17 protein-coding genes are annotated in these 17,133 nt (G+C 56.4%); 11 read left to right on the plus strand and 6 right to left on the minus strand.

Annotated features, from left to right (window positions below; all coding sequences use genetic code 11):
• Positions 1-18 precede the first annotated feature (18 nt).
• From JYE50_RS13040 to JYE50_RS13060, 5 genes are all read left to right on the plus strand, one after another.
• Positions 19-1,278 carry a saccharopine dehydrogenase family protein gene (locus JYE50_RS13040; RefSeq protein ID WP_084096033.1) on the plus strand — a complete coding sequence of 420 codons (1,260 nt, stop codon included), beginning with the start codon at positions 19-21 and terminating at the stop codon, positions 1,276-1,278.
• Positions 1,278-2,480 carry a carboxynorspermidine decarboxylase gene (gene nspC, locus JYE50_RS13045; protein ID WP_084096034.1) on the plus strand — a complete coding sequence of 401 codons (1,203 nt, stop codon included), beginning with the start codon at positions 1,278-1,280 and terminating at the stop codon, positions 2,478-2,480. Before JYE50_RS13040 ends, nspC begins: the two co-directional genes overlap by 1 nt.
• Positions 2,481-2,590: 110 nt before the next feature.
• Complete coding sequence (locus tag JYE50_RS13050; protein WP_366212306.1) at positions 2,591-4,297, plus strand: M3 family oligoendopeptidase; 1,707 nt, start codon at positions 2,591-2,593, stop codon at positions 4,295-4,297.
• Between the two features lie 31 nt (positions 4,298-4,328).
• Positions 4,329-4,724, plus strand: a complete 396-nt coding sequence (locus JYE50_RS13055) for a (deoxy)nucleoside triphosphate pyrophosphohydrolase (RefSeq protein WP_084096035.1) — start codon at positions 4,329-4,331, stop codon at positions 4,722-4,724.
• Between the two features lie 25 nt (positions 4,725-4,749).
• Positions 4,750-5,922 carry a GNAT family N-acetyltransferase gene (locus tag JYE50_RS13060; RefSeq protein WP_084096036.1) on the plus strand — a complete coding sequence of 391 codons (1,173 nt, stop codon included), beginning with the start codon at positions 4,750-4,752 and terminating at the stop codon, positions 5,920-5,922.
• Here the strand turns inward: JYE50_RS13060 and JYE50_RS13065 are convergent.
• Positions 5,913-6,422, minus strand: coding sequence for a DNA-deoxyinosine glycosylase (locus tag JYE50_RS13065; RefSeq protein ID WP_084096037.1), 510 nt, complete (start codon positions 6,420-6,422; stop codon positions 5,913-5,915). The genes JYE50_RS13060 and JYE50_RS13065 overlap by 10 nt on opposite strands.
• Positions 6,423-6,643: 221 nt before the next feature.
• Here JYE50_RS13065 and JYE50_RS13070 point away from each other — a divergent pair, with 221 nt between their 5' ends.
• Both JYE50_RS13070 and JYE50_RS13075 read left to right on the plus strand, forming a co-directional pair.
• Entirely contained in the window at positions 6,644-7,336 is a 693-nt protein-coding gene (locus JYE50_RS13070) for a DUF6273 domain-containing protein (protein ID WP_084096039.1), read from the plus strand.
• Positions 7,337-7,380: 44 nt separating this feature from the next.
• Positions 7,381-7,971 (plus strand): uracil-DNA glycosylase, encoded by a 591-nt coding sequence (locus JYE50_RS13075; protein ID WP_084096040.1) that lies wholly within the window; start codon positions 7,381-7,383, stop codon positions 7,969-7,971.
• Between the two features lie 29 nt (positions 7,972-8,000).
• On the opposite strand, the gene JYE50_RS13080 is transcribed toward JYE50_RS13075, so the two are convergent.
• The 4 genes from JYE50_RS13080 to JYE50_RS13095 all read right to left on the minus strand — a co-directional run bounded on the left by JYE50_RS13080 (position 8,001) and on the right by JYE50_RS13095 (position 11,095).
• The gene (locus JYE50_RS13080) at positions 8,001-8,786 is read right to left on the minus strand and encodes a DUF2705 family protein (protein WP_084096041.1); all 786 of its coding nucleotides are present in this window, start codon (positions 8,784-8,786) and stop codon (positions 8,001-8,003) included.
• Entirely contained in the window at positions 8,783-9,670 is an 888-nt protein-coding gene (locus JYE50_RS13085; protein ID WP_084096042.1) for an ABC transporter ATP-binding protein, read from the minus strand. The genes JYE50_RS13080 and JYE50_RS13085 overlap by 4 nt, the downstream gene beginning before the upstream one ends.
• A gap of 24 nt (positions 9,671-9,694) precedes the next feature.
• Entirely contained in the window at positions 9,695-10,306 is a 612-nt protein-coding gene (locus JYE50_RS13090; RefSeq protein ID WP_084096043.1) for a TetR/AcrR family transcriptional regulator, read from the minus strand.
• A 219-nt stretch (positions 10,307-10,525) separates the two neighbouring features.
• Complete coding sequence (locus tag JYE50_RS13095) at positions 10,526-11,095, minus strand: NUDIX hydrolase (RefSeq protein ID WP_084096044.1); 570 nt, start codon at positions 11,093-11,095, stop codon at positions 10,526-10,528.
• 165 nt (positions 11,096-11,260) lie between these two features.
• Here JYE50_RS13095 and JYE50_RS13100 point away from each other — a divergent pair, with 165 nt between their 5' ends.
• The 4 genes from JYE50_RS13100 (at position 11,261) to JYE50_RS13115 (ending at position 15,910) form a co-directional block, all read left to right on the plus strand.
• The gene (locus JYE50_RS13100) at positions 11,261-12,487 is read left to right on the plus strand and encodes an SGNH/GDSL hydrolase family protein (RefSeq protein WP_084096045.1); all 1,227 of its coding nucleotides are present in this window, start codon (positions 11,261-11,263) and stop codon (positions 12,485-12,487) included.
• Between the two features lie 19 nt (positions 12,488-12,506).
• Positions 12,507-14,108 (plus strand): alpha-L-arabinofuranosidase family protein, encoded by a 1,602-nt coding sequence (locus JYE50_RS13105; protein ID WP_084096046.1) that lies wholly within the window; start codon positions 12,507-12,509, stop codon positions 14,106-14,108.
• 150 nt (positions 14,109-14,258) lie between these two features.
• Positions 14,259-14,966 carry a GGDEF domain-containing protein gene (locus JYE50_RS13110; protein WP_179138346.1) on the plus strand — a complete coding sequence of 236 codons (708 nt, stop codon included), beginning with the start codon at positions 14,259-14,261 and terminating at the stop codon, positions 14,964-14,966.
• 176 nt (positions 14,967-15,142) lie between these two features.
• Positions 15,143-15,910 (plus strand): hypothetical protein, encoded by a 768-nt coding sequence (locus JYE50_RS13115; RefSeq protein WP_084096048.1) that lies wholly within the window; start codon positions 15,143-15,145, stop codon positions 15,908-15,910.
• 76 nt (positions 15,911-15,986) lie between these two features.
• Here the strand turns inward: JYE50_RS13115 and JYE50_RS15530 are convergent, their stop codons facing one another.
• Positions 15,987-16,988, minus strand: coding sequence for an HD domain-containing protein (locus tag JYE50_RS15530; protein ID WP_084096049.1), 1,002 nt, complete (start codon positions 16,986-16,988; stop codon positions 15,987-15,989).
• Positions 16,989-17,133: the final 145 nt, after the last annotated feature.

Below are 17,133 nucleotides of genomic sequence, written 5' to 3' on the forward strand. Positions count from 1 at the left end.
AACAGGAGGAAGAATCATATGAGCAAAGTATTGGTAATCGGCTGCGGCGGCGTGGCCAACGTGGCGATCCGGAAGTGCTGCCAGGCGGACGACGTGTTTACGGAAATGTGCATCGCCAGCCGGACAAAGTCCAAGTGCGATGAACTGGCCAAAGCGCTGGAAGGAAAAACAAAAACGAAGATCACCACCGCACAGGTGGACGCGGACGACGTGGAACAGCTGAAGAAGCTGATCAATGACTACAAGCCGGAGCTGGTGATGAACATCGCCCTGCCTTACCAGGACCTGACCATCATGGACGCGTGCCTGGCCTGCGGCGTGAACTATATGGATACAGCGAACTACGAGCCCGAGGATACGGACGATCCGGAATGGCGGGCCATCTACGAGAAGCGGTGCAAAGAGCAGGGCTTCTCCGCCTATTTCGATTACAGCTGGCAGTGGGCCTACCGCGAAAAGTTCGAGCAGGCCGGCCTGACCGCCCTGCTGGGCTGCGGCTTTGACCCCGGCGTGACCCAGGCTTACTGCGCCTACGCGAAGAAGCATGAATTCGACATCATCGACACCATCGATATCCTGGACTGCAACGGCGGCGACCATGGCTATCCCTTTGCCACCAACTTCAACCCGGAGGTCAACCTGCGGGAGGTTTCCGCGCCCGGAAGCTATATGGAGAACGGTAAATGGGTGGAGATCCCCGCGATGAGCATTAAGCGGGAGTACAATTTCGAGGACGTGGGACAGAAGGATATGTACCTGCTGCACCATGAGGAGATCGAGTCCCTGGCGGTGAACATTCCGGAAGTGAAACGGATCCGCTTCTTCATGACCTTCGGCCAGAGCTACCTGACCCATATGCGCTGCCTGGAGAACGTGGGCATGCTGTCCACCACCCCGGTGATGTTCGAGGGACATGAGATCGTGCCGATCAAGTTCCTGAAGGCACTGCTGCCGGATCCGGCAAGCCTGGGCCCGCGGACCCACGGCAAGACCAATATCGGCTGCATCTTTACCGGTAAAAAGGACGGCAGGGAAAAGACCTACTATATCTACAACGTGTGCGATCACCAGGAGTGCTACCGGGAGGTGGAAAGCCAGGCGATCAGCTATACCACGGGTGTTCCGGCTATGTGCGGCGCCATGATGCTGCTGACCGGCAAGTGGAACAAGCCCGGTGTATACACGGTGGAAGAATTTGATCCGGATCCCTTCCTGGACGCGCTGGACCGTTACGGCCTGCCCCGCAGGGAGAACCACAATCCGGTACTGGTGGACTGATGGACAGGCAGGAAGTATTCAGGGGTCTTTCCGGCCGGAACGCGCCGGCATGCTTTGCCCCGCTCCGGACACCGTGCTATGTGGTGGATGAGAAACGGCTGGAGGAAAACGGGCGGATCCTGGCTTCGGTGGCGGAGCACACCGGATGCCGGATCCTGCTGGCCCAGAAAGCTTTCTCCAACTATGATTTCTATCCGCTGCTGGCCCCTTACCTCGCGGGAACCGAGGCCAGCGGCCTGTATGAAGCCAGGCTGGGTGCGGAGGAAATGCCGGGGAAAGAGGTGCATGTTTTCTGCGCCGCTTACCGGGAGGATGAGTTCGGGGAGCTGCTGCGGTACGCGGACCATATTGTGTTCAATTCCGTGAGGCAGCTGAAGCAGTTCGGGACGGCTGCGAAGGAAAGCGGGAAAAGCATCGGCCTGCGGATCAACCCGGAATGCTCCACCCAGGAAGGGCATGACATCTATGATCCCTGCGCGAAGGGAAGCCGCCTGGGCGTGACGCGGGAAGCATGGAACCGGGAAATGACGGAAGAGCTGGCCGGCCTGCTGGACGGACTCCATTTCCACACCTTGTGTGAGCAGGGCGCCGACGCGCTGGAGACAACCCTGGCCGCCGTGGAAAAGGGCTTCGGGGATATCCTGCCCCGGATGAAGTGGCTCAACATGGGCGGAGGGCACCATATCACCCGGGAGGATTATGACCGGACGCTGCTGGAAAAGCTGATCCGCCGGGCACAGGAACAGTGGAACCTGCAGGTGTACCTGGAACCGGGGGAAGCTGTGGCACTGAACGCCGGCTACCTGGTGACCACGGTGCTGGACGTGACGGAAAACGGCGGCATCCGGACGGCTGTGCTGGACACCAGCGCCGCCTGCCATATGCCGGACGTGATCGAGATGCCCTATATCCCGCCGCTGCTGAACGGGGAGCCCGGAAACGCCGGGGAAAACGTCTTCCGGCTGGCGGGACCCACCTGCCTGGCAGGCGATGTGACCGGTGAATACAGCCTGGACAGCGAACCGGAACCGGGCGACCGCCTGGTATTCGGCGACATGGCCATCTATACCACCTGCAAAAACAACACGTTCAACGGTATGCCGCTGCCGGACATCTATGGAATGGACCGGAATGGACAATTCAGGAAACTGACGGGCTTCGGCTACGCGGATTTTAAAGGCCGTCTCGGGAAAAAAGCCTGAAAATGACGGATTCTCTGTATACAATCGCATAAACGAATTACAGATCATGGTTTTTATGATACAATCCGGGAGGATTCCCAAATCCTCTACAGAGTGAAGGAGTAAAAACCATGATTACTTTTCCTGAAATGCCCTATGAACGCCCGGATCCTGAAGAACTCAAGGCAAAGCTGAAAGCCCTGACGGAACGCCTGCAGGGCGCGAAGAGCTATGAGGAAGCAAAGGCAGTTTTCCTGGAGAAGGAAAAGGAAGCGCGCCATGTGGATACGCTGGCAACACTGGCCAGTGTCCGCCATTCCATCGATACCCGGGATACTTTCTACGATGAAGAAAACAAATTCTGGAACCAGACCGGTCCGGAACTGCAGGAGTTTGAACAGGCCTGGACCGCAGCGATGCTGGCCTCACCCTTCCGCGCGGATTTTGAGGCGGAGTACGGCAACCTGATGTTCATCAACGCGGAGATCGACCTGAAGACCTTCTCCCCGGACATCATTCCCGAACTGCAGCAGGAAAACGACCTGCGCAATGAATACCAGAAGCTGATCGCTTCCGCCCAGATCCCCTTTGAAGGCGGCGTGTACACGCTTTCCCAGCTGACTCCCTTCAAGACCTGCGCGGATGACGCGAAGCGCCTGGCTGCCTGGAAAGCCGAAGGACAGTGGTACAAGGATAACCAGGACAAGCTGGATGAGATCTATGACAAGCTGGTGAAGCTGCGGGACACCATGGGCAGGAAACTGGGGTATGAAGGCTATACCACCCTGGGATACTACCGCATGGGCCGGAACTGCTACACCAAGGAAGACGTGGAGAAGTTCCGCGCGGCAGTGCGGACCTACCTGGTACCCGTGGCGGACAGCATCTACCGGGAGCAGGCGAAGCGCCTTGGCAAGGAATACCCCATGAGCTTTGCCGACAACGCGCTGGAATTCCGTTCCGGCAATCCCCGGCCCCAGGGAACGGCTGACGATATCCTGGCTGCCGGCAAAAAGTTCTATGACGAGCTTTCCCCGGAGACCAGCGAGTTCTTCAACATGATGCTGGACAGGAAACTGATGGACGTGCTCTCCACCGAGGGCAAGGAAGGCGGCGGCTACTGCACCGGCCTGATGGATTACGGCGTACCGTTCATCTTCGCCAATTTCAACGGCACCCAGGGAGACGTGGAGGTCGTAACCCATGAGGCGGGACACGCCTTTGAAGCCTGGATGAACCGGGATCGGATCCCCTCCAGCTATGTATGGCCCAGCATGGAAGCCTGCGAAGTGCACTCCATGTCCATGGAGTTTATGGCCTGGCCCTGGGCGGAGAACTTCTTCGGACCGGATACCCGGAAGTTCCTCTACAGCCACCTGTCCGCGGCGCTCACCTTTATTCCCTACGGAACGATGGTGGACCATTTCCAGCACCTGGTGTATGAGAATCCCGGCTGGACGCCCCGTGAAAGGCATGACGCCTGGAAGAAACTGCTGGGAGTCTATATGCCCTGGATGAAGCTGGACGGCGAGATCCCCTTCTACAGTGAGGGTGAAGGCTGGCAGCGGCAGAGTCATATCTACGCCAGCCCGTTCTACTATATCGATTACTGCCTGGCGCAGACCGTTTCGCTGGAGATCTGGTCCATGCTCCAGGAAAGCCGGGAGAAAGCCTGGAAGTATTACATGGCTTACACGAAGCAGGGCGGAAGCCGGACCTTCACCGATCTGCTGGCAAACGCCGGACTGGTCAGCCCCTTCGACGAAAAGTGCCTGAAGACCGTCTGCGCTACAGCGAAGAACTGGCTGGAAAACTACGACATGACCGGCATCGAGTGAGAAGAAACAACCTGAAAGGCAGGACGCTGGAATGAAAACCATCCGGGTAGTCGCGGCCCTCATCTTTCATGGGGGAAAGCTTTTCGCGACACAGCGGGGATACGGGGACTGGCGGGACTACTGGGAGTTTCCCGGCGGAAAGATCGAGCCGGGGGAAACCCCGGAGGAAGCGCTGGTCCGGGAAATCCGGGAGGAACTGGATACCGGCATCACCGTGATTTCCCATATCTGCGACGTGGAGTACGACTATCCGGAATTCCACCTGTCCATGCAGTGCTTCCGGTGCGAAATCACCTCCGGCGAGCCGAAACTGCTGGAACATGAAGCGGCGAGATGGCTGGGCCGGGAGGAACTGGGTACTGTGAACTGGCTGCCGGCAGACCGGAACATCCTGCCGGATATTGAGAAAAACTGGCCGGCTGAATAAGAAACAAACAACGGGAGTCAATCGTATGGAAGTACGTCAACTGAAACCGGAAGAACATTTTGAGGCGAACCTGATCTCCACCGTGGCTTTTCATATGAAAATGGAAGATCCGGAAAAGAACCGGGAAGAGAGCCTGAAGTCCACCGATGAGGACTGGGGTGCTTTCTCGGAAGACGGAAAGATCATGGCCCGGATCATCAACAACCACTTTGAAAGCCGCCTGGACGGACAGCGGGTCATGAACGGCGGGATCGGCGCGGTATCCACCCTGCCGGAATACCGGAACACCGGTGCTGTGAAGGCCATCTTTGAAAAGCTGATCCCGGAAGCTTACCGCCGGGGAGAGATCATCTCCACCCTGTATCCCTTCAACCACGCGTTTTACCGCAAGTTCGGCTATGAAACCGTCCGGTGGCGGGACCACTATGAGTTTGCGCCGGCCGTGCTGAGCGGTTACCGCTTTTCCGGGGACGCGGAGCTATGGAAACCCGGGGATCCGGTGAGCGAGTATACGACGCTGTATAACCGGTTCGCTGATCATTTCAACCTGGCCATGTACCGGGATGACAAGAGGATGCTGGACCGCATCAAGGGTGAGTACTACAAGGACCGGAAGTTCTGCTACCTGTTCCGTGAAAACGGGAAGGCCGTGGCCTACCTGATCTTCCAGGACGTCCGGAACGATCCGGCGGCGATCCTGAACGTGCAGGACCTGGCCTGGGACGGCCGGGACGGCTTCTGCGCGATCCTGGGCTTCCTGGCCCGTTTCAGCGCGGACTACGGCACCATCCGCCTGTTCCTGCCATCCTGCCTGGAACTGCTGTCTGTGATCCAGACGCCCCGGGCTTACGACATCCAGCAGACAGCCTCCCAGAGCTATATGATCCGGGCGGTCAACGCGAAGCGGCTGCTGGAGATCATCAAAAAACCGGACAACAGCCGATTTGTCATCCGGGTGGAAGGCGATATGCAGATCCCTGAGAATAACGGCACCTGGGCGGTACACGGAGAAAGCGCCGAACTGACTGATGAAAAGCCGGACCTGACGGTTTCCATCCAGGCCCTGGGCCAGATGGCGTCAGGCGCGGTAAGCCTGGCAGAAGCCATGTACCGGCCGGACGTGACCGTATCCGGCAACGAAGCCGTGCTTGAAAAAGTGTTTGTGCGCAAGCCTATCCTGGTGGAGGATCATTTCTGATCCAGGTCCTCCCTGATCACGGCCCAGGCAGCGGTCAGCTTTTCCAGTGACCACTGGGCGTTGGCAGGGCTGGTGGAGGGCAGGCAGGAAGCCTCGCGCCACAGCACCGGCAGAATATATCTGTTATACATTTCATGGGATTTCTGTCCGTTGCAGTAAATCTTTTCAATCGGACTGGAATCCAGGATGATCCTGAGATCATTGGCCCGGACCTCCCGGATGCTGGCATCCGAGGAACCGGTGATGACGCAGCTGGCGATGGAATCCCAGAGCGCCAGGCCATGACTCAGGATCAGTTCTTTTTTGGCGGGAATATCTGCAGGCACCGGCTGGTCAAACAGGGCCGCAATGACCTTCCAGAACCGGTTCTGCGGGTGACCGTAAAAGAAGTTCTGCTCCCGGGATTTCACAGAGGGAAAGGATCCCAGGATCAGGATCCGGCTTTCCGGCCCGAACAGCGGCCCGAAAGGATGAAGGATTCTTTGTTCCTGTGAACTCATACCGGGCCTCCTTTATATGGAAATATGAATGCTGCTTTTCCTGCCCCAAAGTATAGCACAGGGGCGGCAGGCCAACAAGCGGGAACGGGCGGGACAGAATCATTCCTTGTGTTTTGGGGAATTGTTCTATATAATGGCGGTAATCAGCAGCTCATAACACAACGCGCACAAATAAAGAGGCTGAAGACCAAAAAACAACCTGAACAAAGGGAGGAACGACAATGAAACGTGCAACTGCCCTGATCCTGGCTGTGGTAATGATCCTTGGACTCAGCTCCGCGTTCGCGGAATCCACGTTCATTTGGCCCGGTGAGTATGTGAATTTCGGGCACTATGAGCAGGACGGCAACAAAGGAAACGGCGACGAACCGATCCGGTGGGTGGTCCTGGATGTGGATTTCACCAACGGAAGCATTTTCCTGCTTAGTGAGAAAGCGCTGGAGAAACTGCCTTTCAACAAATCATCCAACGGAGCGGCCTGGGGAGACAGCTCCCTGCGGAAATGGCTGAATGATGATTTCATCCGGGCTGCCTTTACCGACGAGGAAGCCGCAGCGATCCAGGTGACCCAGGTGGAGGACACCCTGGAACAAAGCTATGCCGATGCCAATACGTCCAACCGTTTCTCCGGCGTGACGGAGGACAAGGTTTTCTGCATAAGTTACTATGAACTCCTTACCAAGGTGGGAGGACAGTATGCTTTCTGTGAACCGACCGTTGCCCTGAGCAAAAAGAATGTAAAACTGGAAAAGGTTGACGGGGTGAATTACTGCTGGTGGTGGCTTCGTACAAGCGCATTCAAGAACAACGCGCTGTGCATGGCCGGAAGCGGCTTCACCAGTGCCTACGAGCATTTTGACCAGGGTACTGTCCGCCCTGCCCTTTGGGTAAAAACGTCCGCGGTGACAAGATAAAAAGACAGGCAGCCGGAAAAGCATGAACGGAGGAGGTGGGGACTGTGGAGGAGATCACCTGGGAACTGTTTGACAGGCAGGTGGCGGAATGCAGGCTCTGCCCGCTCTGCCAGCATATACAAAACAAGGTTCCCGGACAGGGAGACCGGCAGTCCCCGCTGATGTTCATCGGCGAGGGTCCCGGGCAGACAGAGGATGAGCAGGGTCTCGCTTTTGTCGGCGCGGCAGGACAGCTGCTGACCAGGATGCTGGAGGCGATCCGGCTTCCGCGGGACCGGGTGTATATCTGCAATATCGTGAAGTGCCGGCCGCCGCACAACCGGGTACCGACGCCGGAAGAGGCGGAAGCCTGCCGGATCCACCTGCGGATGCAGACCTGGCTGATCCGGCCGAAGGTTATTGTCCTGCTGGGAGGTACCGCGGCGAAGAATATCCTGGACCCGGAGATCCGGATCACCCGGGAGAGGGGCCGGTGGACGGAACGGAAAGGCGTGTGGATCATGCCCACCTATCATCCTTCGGCGCTGCTCCGGGATCCGGACAAGAAACGGGAAGCCTGGGAGGATATGAAAAGCCTCCGGAACAAGCTGATCGAGCTGGGACTCTATCAGGACATCTATTCCGGAGGAGAATAAACAGTTTTTACAGGATATCCGGTAAGCAATTACCGGATATCTTTTTGATTGTATTTCCAGTAGGCCAGCGCAACGCCAACGGCGGTGAACGCCAGGCCGACCAGCAGTTTGCAGGTATCCAGCGCGCCTTTGCTGAAGATTTCAGACCCGTCGGCATAGCCGAAGGGGGTGATGTATTTCAGCACATCCGCCTTGCTGGTCAGGTTCGCGATGATGTTCATGAAATACAGGGCGATGGCCAGACCGAGACCGATCCCGATCCCGCCCTTCCACAGGAAGGCGGAGATGCCGAAGCAGATGCAGGCCAGTTCCACCTGCAGCAGGAAATAGGCTGTGTGAAGCAGCGTCACTTCCTTCCACGGAACGGGTTCACCGATGGCGGCGATGGAACCAACGGCCATGAGCCAGACGGAGACGTTCAGGATCAGTACCTGGATCAGGACAGAGACCAGCTTGGCGGTGACGATCCCGGAACGGCTCAGAGGATGGGTCAGCAGGAATTCGGCGGTGCCGTTTTTCTCTTCATTGGCCAGGGCACCGATGCCGATCAGGGCAGCGAACAGCGCGCCGCCGATGCCGAGAATATTGCCGCACTCAATGCCGTAAAAGCCCTTGAGGGATCCGAAATCCAGGGTGTCCAGCCCAAAGGCGGAGGAAAACGCGCCCATGGAGGCAAAGATGGAGCTGATGCTGTTCATCTGGCTCTTCATCTCGGGATACATAAACAGGCAGATGATGATAAAGGCTCCGATGGAAAGGGTCCAGATCAGGAGGGCTTTCCAGGACTGCTTCAGTTCATGACGGACCAGGGTCATGCCTGCTCACCGCCTTTCTGATAAAAGTGAATGACGATCTCTTCCAGGTCGGGTTCCGCGATGGTCAGCTCGTGAACGTCCAGGCCGGCGAGCGTCCGGACCAGCCGGTTCGTTTCGCCGTTGTACAGGAAACTGACGGTACCGTCCGTTTCTGTCCAGTCCCGGACATCGGGCAGGGCATCCGGCTGCAGGGTTCCCCGGAAGGTGACGCGGCGGGCTCCGGTTTTCGCCAGCCTGTCCACACTGTCACAGGCAATGATCTTTCCCTCCCGGATCACAGCAGCCCGGCTGCAGTAACGCTGGATCTCGGAAAGGATATGGCTGGAAAGGAAGACGGTTGTCCCTTTCTGGTTCCTTTCCTGCAGGATGCTGAAAAACTCATGCTGCATCAGGGGATCCAGGCCGCCTGTGGGCTCATCCAGGATCAGCAGTTCCGGATCGTGCTGCAGGGCACAGACGATACCGACTTTCTTTCGGTTGCCGAAGGAAAGATCCTCCACCTTCCTGCTCCGGTCCAGCTGGAGCCGCTCGCACAGTTCCGCGGCGGCAGCGTCGCAGTTTTTCCGGCGGAGGTCGGCGGACAGCTTCAGGATATCCCGGACCCGCATCCCGTTATAGAAGGACGAGCCGGAGGGAAGGTATCCCACGCGCCGCAGGATCTCCCTGCTGTTTTTTTCAATATCCAGGTCCAGAACCTGTGCCTTGCCGGAGGTGGGTGAGATCAGCCCCAGCAGGGTCCGGATGGTGGTGGACTTTCCGGCTCCGTTGGGTCCGATGAACCCGAAGAAATCGCCCGGGGCAACTTCCAGGTCCAGGCCGTCAATGCCCCTGGCCTTGCCGTAGAACTTGGTCAGGTTTTCGGCGATGATTGCTTTGCTTTCCAAATGACTCCCTCTTTTCCTTTTTTGTTATTCCTTACGCTGATAAATGCTTTTCCAGAAAACGATCAGCTTTTTGAAATCCTTTTCCACCTTGTCAATATCCAGGTCGCCCTGCAGCAGCATCTCCCAGAGGTATCCTTCCGCCGCCCAGTACATCTCCCGGTACATCATGGGGATATCCAGGCCGGGAACGAACTGGTCCGGATCCAGGTTCAGCCGTGTTTTGTCGGCCTTCAGGTTAAAGTACCTGTGGTAGCTCTCCTGGATCGTGGCGCAGATTTCCTCGTCCTTCTCGTAGAAGGCCTTTACGGTAAAGATACTCATGTCCGGATACAGGCGCATGATCTCCAGCTTGGCGATGGTTCCGAGCTCCATGGCATCGAACAGGTTGGTCCGGTCATAGCAGCCAAACCGGGTCATGACTTCGATGCTGATCTCCGCGCTTTTGTTCCAGAGATAAAGGTACAGTTCCTTTTTGTTATGGAAGTAATGGAACAGCAGGGATTTGCTGATGCCTGCCGCTTCGGCGATCTCGCTCATGGGGCTGTTTTTGTAGGAATTCCGGGAGAAAACCCGGTATCCCGCGTTGAGGATGGCCTGCTGCTTTTCAGCGGGCAGGGAAAAGAACTTTTCGTTCATGGGTGCACCTCCGTTGACCGCTCCGGTCAATGGCATCATAAATCCATTGACCGATTTTGAGAAGACCCCTCACATCCTTTTCATGATATTCACCACAACATTGATTTTACTGATGCCGCGGGCAGGATACAGAGCCGGTGTGAAAAGAAAAACCGTTCTATTTTGCCAAATCAGGCGAAATAGAACGGCTGACAGATATACAGGTCAGGATGCTGCGCGTTACACAGGAGACTGCTGTTTTGCCAGCAGCCAGGCCAGAGCATGGACGGCCTGGGGGAATTCCCCGCCGGCGAGAAGGGTGTCAATCTCTTCCGCAGTATGCGTCAGGACGCCGATGCGCTCCATCTCATCCAGTTCCTGGCCGGAGGTCTTCCGGCAGTTTTCGGCCGCGAAGAGCCAGACATAGTTATCGGAGATGGTGGCGTTGGAGGGAATGGTCAGCAGGTGACGCCAGCAGGCGGATTCACAGCCGGTCTCTTCCCGCAGCTCCCGCTTGGCGGCACGCAGGGCGGCTTCCTCCGGGTTTTCCCCGTCCTTCTGCTCAATGGCGCCGGCCGGGAATTCGGTGGTCACCTGACCAATGCCGTGGCGGAACTGGCGTACGCACAGGAAACGGCCGTTCTCATCCGAGGCGACAACGACCACATAATTCCGGCGTGTAAAGCTGTAATAGGGCTGGAAGATCCGGCCGTCCGGGGAACGGTAGGCGGATCTCCGGAAGTCGATCCATTCGTCCTGCACAATATGTTCTGTGGAGACTTCCTCCCAGTTCAGGTTTTCTTCTTTCATACAGGGGTTCCTTTCTGCGGCGCGGCCTTGTGAAGCGCCGGAGATTATTGTAACGGTATTGCCCGGAAACTTCAAGCCGGAGACGAGCTGGTACTTGACGCGCCCGGCCGGCGCGGGTATGCTAAAACAAAATATCCGGAAAACGGAAAACCGGGAGAAACAGCTATGAAAAAATGGGTATCCGTGCTGATGATCCTGATGCTGCTCTGCGTCAGTACCGCATGGGGAGAGGAAAAGAAAACAATGTTTGATGAAGAATGGTACCGGCAGGCTCTCCGGGATTCCGTCATGAGCGTGGGAAACAACGCAAGGCTGAAAAAGGTGATCGAGCGGGCCCAAAGCGGTGAAGTGATCACCCTGGCCACCATCGGCGGGTCCATCACGGAAGGCGCGGGAGCCTCCAGCTACAAGGAATGCTGGGCTTCCAGGTTCCATATCCGGTTCCGGACGGAGTATGGTGCGGCCAATGGCAGCAACGTGTGTTTTGTGAACGCCGGCGTGGGCGGTACGCCGTCGCCTTTCGGCTATATGCGGTATCAGCGGGAGGTCGTGAACCGGGTGCCGGCTGCGGATACGGACGGCCTGCCGGACGTGGTGGTGATCGAATTTTCGGTGAACGACTGGGAGGAACCCACAAAGCACCGCTGCTTTGAGTCCATGGTGAAGGAGATCCTGGACGCGCCGAACGAGCCGGCGGTGATCCTGCTGTTCGCGGTATTCCGGAACGGCTTTAACCTGCAGAACGACCTGAGAAGGATCGGAAAGAACTATGACCTGATGATGGTCTCCATCAAGGACGGCTTCTACGGCCATTTCGGAAAGGAACTGAAAAAGGAAGGCTTCTTCTCCGATGAATACCATCCCACTTCCCTGGGACACCGGATCATGACGGACTGCCTGATGCAGGCGGTCACGGAAGCGGCGGAGGCTGAGACCGACGCGGCGCCGGACCTGGATGTGAAGCCGGTATACGGCACCGATTTCATGGGGCTGAAAACCATCTTCGGCGATACGGAAACAGAAGAGTTTACGGTGGACCGGGGCGGGTTCCCCGGATCGGACAGCGGCAGCTACCACAACCAGCCGGTGGGCTGGGTCTGCGGGAAAAACTTCTATCATAATGTGAAGGATCCGATGGATCCCCTGACTGTCAGGGGCATTTTCCGGAAGTGTCTGGTGGCCTGGAAGGCGACCAACAGCGCTTCCTTCGGCGCGGCGGAGATCCTGATCGACGGCCGTGTGGTGAAGACAGTCAAAGGCGGCAAGGATAAATGGGGGCAGAGCGAGGTCGTGCTGGTCCTGGATGAAAAGGAAGCCGCGGAGCATACGCTGGAGATCCGGGTGACGGAGGAGGGCAAAGCCTTTACCGTGACCGCGATCGGACTGCAATAAAAACACAGGAGAAAAAACGATGAAAAAAGCAAAAATGACTCTCCATCCGGATTTCAGGATCGGGGAGATCTCGGGACGGCTCTTCGGCGCGTTCCTGGAGCCGATCGGCTCCATGGTCAACGGAACCATGTACAACCCGAAACATCCGTCCGCGGATGAACAGGGCTTGCGGAAAGATTTCTATGAAGCCCTGAAGGAAACCGGGCTGCCGGCGGTCCGCCTGCCGGGCGGAAACTTTGTCTCCGGCTGGCAGTGGAAGGATTCCATCGGTCCGAAGGAGCAGCGGAAGACGCACCTGGATATGGCCTGGTTCCAGTATATCCCGAACGACGTGGGTCATGATGAATACCTGCAGTGGGCGGAAAAGGCAGGCACGGAAGCGATCTATACGGTGAACCTGGGGACGGGTACGCTGCAGGACGCGGCAGACTGCGTGGAATACACCAACTTTGAGGGCGGCACCTGGTGGTCGGACCTGCGGAAGAAGAACGGGCATGAGAAGCCCTACGGTGTGAAGACCTGGTGCCTCGGCAATGAAATGGACGGACCGTGGCAGATCGCTTCATGGGAAAAGGATCCCCGGGGCTACGGCGTACTGGCGCATGAGACCAGCAAGGCCATGAAATGGGTGGACCCGTCCATTGAAACGATCGCCTGCGTATCCAGTTCTCCCTTCCTGAACCATTATCCGGACTGGGACCTGCAGGTGCTGCAGGAATGCTACGCGGCGGTGGATTATATTTCCCTGCATCATTATCATCCGGCGCCTCCGGAAATGCCCGAGGCCCTGCTGGCGGGATACCAGGCGTTTGAGGATTATATCCGGACGGAGATCGCCCTGTGTGACTTTGTCAAAACCAAGCTTCGCTCCCCGAAGAAGATGATGCTGGCATTGGATGAATACGGCAGTATGATCCGGCCGAAGGGCGAGATGCACCTGGGCCTGGCGGGACGGCAGAACGCGGATATGTTCGGCGTCTTTGTGCCCGGCCGGAAGTATGTCCGCCATGATCCGGATGACTGGTCCACCCTGCGCAACCCGCCGCGGGACCATGAGATGCTGCAGACCCTGGGAATGGCCAGCACGATGCTGGTGATGCTTCGCCACGCGGACCGGATCAAAATCGGCTGCGCCACCGGCGGTCTCGGCGCGCTGTGCGCCACGGACCGGGAGCATGTATGGAAAGGCGCGGCTCACTATCCCTTTACCCAGATGATCCGCTGGGCAAAGGGCGTTTCCCTGGAATGCGAGGTCAGCTGCGATACCTACGACGTTCCGGGTTATGCCATTGATGACATGAACCAGTACGGCGGGTTTACCGGCGTGCAGACGGTACAGGCGGCTACGGCCCTGAACGAGGAAGCCGGGGAGATGACGGTGTTTGTGATCAACGGGGATCCGGCGGAGGACCAGGAACTGAAGCTGGATGTCCGCGGCTTTGAGGGCTGGAAGTTCACGGAGCATATCGAAATGTTCACGGAGGACGCGCACGCGGCGAACAGCTGGGAGCATCCTGACCGTATCCTGCCCCGGGTGAACACGGAAACCCGGGCGGAGAAAGGAATCCTGACAGCCCGGCTGAGGAAGGAATCCTGGAACGTGCTGCGCTTCAGCAAGTGACGGATGGACCATTAAGCAATAATCCGGAAAGATTTTTCCGGATTTTTTATTTTGGGTATTGACATATGAAAGACGATGTGGTAAGTATTAGCCAACAGATATTATTTCAGAAATAATATCAGGATATATAACCGAAAGGAGAACATGAAAATGAAGAAGCAGGAAGAAATGCATCCGATCACTGTGGAAGATCATAAAGGCCTGGGAAAGATCCATGCGGAGAAGAAGATCACCGCTGTGAACGACGCACTGAAGTTCCCGACCGGAGATGCCTTTGAGGAAGAGGTCAACAGCATCCTGAATTCCGACGCGGAAGCGAACGGCGAGGTGGTTGCCATTGCCCTGACAGACTGTGACAAGTTCGATCACATCAACAAGGACTTCGGCCGGGAAGAGGGGGACCGTGTCCTGATCGAAGCCGGGAAGTATATCCGGGCGAGCCTGCCGGAAGACGTGAAGGTTTTCCGGATCGGCGGGGACGAGTTCGGGATCATCTTCCGGGGAACCATGGAGCGGGAGGATATCTTCCTGCTGCTGAACGATATGAGGAAAAACTACAATGTGAAGACGCCGGACGGCGTACAGCAGACCATCACGGTGGGTATGGCAACGGCTTTTGAGGACGCGAACCGCTGCGCGGAACTGATCCGGAAGGCGGACGGCGCGCTGTACCGGGCCAAGGTCGCGGGCGGCAACAAGGTGGCCATGGCCAAGGAAGAGAAAATGGTTCCCAAGACCAGCCATTTCACCCAGGACCAGTTGCAGCGGCTGGCGAAGCTGTCCAAGCGGGAAGGTGTCGGAGAGGCGATCCTTCTGCGGGAAGGCCTGGACCTGCTGCTGAAGAAGTATGATATCTGAAGCAAACTGAGGGCTCACTGATATCCCGGAACTCAAATGAGTTCCGGGGTTTTTTGTATGGCATTGTATCTATTCCGGGAAAAACAGGAAAAGGACAAAAAAGGTGCTATATTTTGATTTGCAAATCGTCATAATAAGATGAAATCAATTGTTTGATCTTTACAGGAGAGACAATTATGATCTGGACAAAAACATGCTCGGTTTGCGGTGGCTCCGTCCGCTCTGACGAACCGGTCTGCCCGCAGTGCGGCGCTCCCAATGAAGTTCCCCAGACCATTGAGGAACTGAAGTCATACTGCAGAAAGCGGGGAATGCCCCTTCAGCGGATGCGGTTCTTTATTGGGGAGAACTACCAGGAACCGAAGGCCTTCGGTATCTATGAGCAGAACGGCCGGTATATTGTTTACAAGAACAAGGCAAACGGAACCCGGGCGGTCCGGTATGACGGGCCGGACGAGGGAAACGCGGTGAAGGAACTGTTCCTGAAGCTGCTGGATGAATGCCATAACAGGGGCATCTATCCGGACGGAGAACCAAAACAGATGGTTCAACCTCAACAGAAGCATAAGAGGTTCAGAAGCAGATATACCTCATCGAATATTATATTGTATTTATTTATTCTGTTTGTCGCCCTTTTTTTATTGATAGGATATCTCGACTATAGACGGAACGGGTATTACAGAAGCGGTGATGACACGCTATATTATAGATACAACTCCGTATGGTATGTATCCGATGATGATACTGACTGGCATAAAACAGATTATCCGGGAGAAACCATCGAAGAGTATTATTCGGGCAGAAACTATGATCCCGATTGGGGGCAAAGCAATTTCACAGAATCAAGGATATGGGAAGATCTCCAGGAGTCATCCAGTTCGAGCAGTTCCTCGGATTACGATAGTTGGGATTCCAGTGATACAAACTGGGATTCAGACTGGTGATGTTTTCAAAAAACAGAGGACGGTATTTCGTCTGTGCGTAAAAAGGATCAGGCTTACAGCCTGATCCCTTTTTGCGTCAAATGGAAAACGGGGGAAGGGATTCATCGTATTTCCGGGAAGAATTGTATTTGTCATCATTTTCCGGGAACTCGATCGCCGGCATATTCTCTTCCATGGCGGAGATGATGGCGTCCCTTTCCAGGCTTGCCACAAGCTCCCGGTTGAGCCGGGCTTCATCACCGGCAGGCGCAGAGGCTGCCTTTGTTTTGCCGGCTTTCTGTACAGGAAGGGGAATGCCGTATTCCAGCCCTGTTTTGATTTCTTTTGCGTCCTGAACATAGTCCGGGACGGCGGGCGCAGGTACATGGAACTCAAACTCTCCGTCAGCATTCCACTCGACACGGTCGGCTTTACGGAGAACGATCCGGTCGCGGGAGGGTTCCGGCTGGGGATCGGATCTTTCCTGTGACTCCGGGCTGAGGGGTGTGACAGTTTTTACTTTCCCGCGGACCGGTTTGGAGTCTTCACCGATCTTTTTGAGGGTATCCGAGAGGATCTCTTTCCGCAGGTTCATCAGCCAGTCCGAAAATACCACCGTGTCAAAGGCGTAGGTTTTGTTCATTTCATATTCATTGTCCGACCAGGTGTTTAAGGGAGATTCATTGTGCTGGATCACGGCTTCCAGTTTATCCAAGGCTTTGTAGACTTTGGCTTCCATAGTCTCCTGCGCGTCCATCTCCCGGTACAGGGCCGCCAGGTCGGCGGATACTTCCGGCGGCAGGGACTTCACCCACTGGTCCAGCAGGGTATCTTCCGTATCCCTGTCCGAATCGGTTTTCAGGAAGGTGGGGATATCCCCGGTGAAGCATTCGCCCAGGTCGTGGATCAGGCACATGTCCACCACCTTGTCCATATCGAGCTCAGGGAATTCGTGCCGCAGGAGAAATGCCATGAGGGAGATCCTCCAGCTGTGCTCGGCAACGCTTTCCGTTCTTCCCTTTGACGTGGTGCAGTGCCGCGGGGTATCCTTCAGCCTTTCGGCCACATGCAGAATATCCAGGAATTCTCTTGCGTTCATCGTTTCTCTCCTGCCGGGTTTTGTACGTTTGTAAGCTGACGACATTATACGACAGAACAGGATAAACTGCCACAGTATTTTTCAGGGTAAAAGGGAAACAGGAAAAGGGCTGGAAACCGGACACGGTTCTGTAGTATGCTGTACA

The organism is Aristaeella lactis, assembly GCF_018118585.1.
In the GTDB taxonomy this organism is placed as follows: Bacteria; Bacillota; Clostridia; order Christensenellales; family Aristaeellaceae; genus Aristaeella; species Aristaeella lactis.

Coding starts and splice junctions, on each gene's coding strand:
- JYE50_RS13040 (WP_084096033.1), top strand. CDS start 19: ATGAGCAAAGTATTGGTAATCGGCTGCGGCGGCGTGGCCAACGTGGCG.
- nspC (WP_084096034.1), top strand. CDS start 1,278: ATGGACAGGCAGGAAGTATTCAGGGGTCTTTCCGGCCGGAACGCGCCG.
- JYE50_RS13050 (WP_366212306.1), top strand. CDS start 2,591: ATGATTACTTTTCCTGAAATGCCCTATGAACGCCCGGATCCTGAAGAA.
- JYE50_RS13055 (WP_084096035.1), top strand. CDS start 4,329: ATGAAAACCATCCGGGTAGTCGCGGCCCTCATCTTTCATGGGGGAAAG.
- JYE50_RS13060 (WP_084096036.1), top strand. CDS start 4,750: ATGGAAGTACGTCAACTGAAACCGGAAGAACATTTTGAGGCGAACCTG.
- JYE50_RS13065 (WP_084096037.1), bottom strand. CDS start 6,422: ATGAGTTCACAGGAACAAAGAATCCTTCATCCTTTCGGGCCGCTGTTC.
- JYE50_RS13070 (WP_084096039.1), top strand. CDS start 6,644: ATGAAACGTGCAACTGCCCTGATCCTGGCTGTGGTAATGATCCTTGGA.
- JYE50_RS13080 (WP_084096041.1), bottom strand. CDS start 8,786: ATGACCCTGGTCCGTCATGAACTGAAGCAGTCCTGGAAAGCCCTCCTG.
- JYE50_RS13090 (WP_084096043.1), bottom strand. CDS start 10,306: ATGAACGAAAAGTTCTTTTCCCTGCCCGCTGAAAAGCAGCAGGCCATC.
- JYE50_RS13095 (WP_084096044.1), bottom strand. CDS start 11,095: ATGAAAGAAGAAAACCTGAACTGGGAGGAAGTCTCCACAGAACATATT.
- JYE50_RS13100 (WP_084096045.1), top strand. CDS start 11,261: ATGAAAAAATGGGTATCCGTGCTGATGATCCTGATGCTGCTCTGCGTC.
- JYE50_RS13105 (WP_084096046.1), top strand. CDS start 12,507: ATGAAAAAAGCAAAAATGACTCTCCATCCGGATTTCAGGATCGGGGAG.
- JYE50_RS13110 (WP_179138346.1), top strand. CDS start 14,259: ATGAAGAAGCAGGAAGAAATGCATCCGATCACTGTGGAAGATCATAAA.
- JYE50_RS13115 (WP_084096048.1), top strand. CDS start 15,143: ATGATCTGGACAAAAACATGCTCGGTTTGCGGTGGCTCCGTCCGCTCT.
- JYE50_RS15530 (WP_084096049.1), bottom strand. CDS start 16,988: ATGAACGCAAGAGAATTCCTGGATATTCTGCATGTGGCCGAAAGGCTG.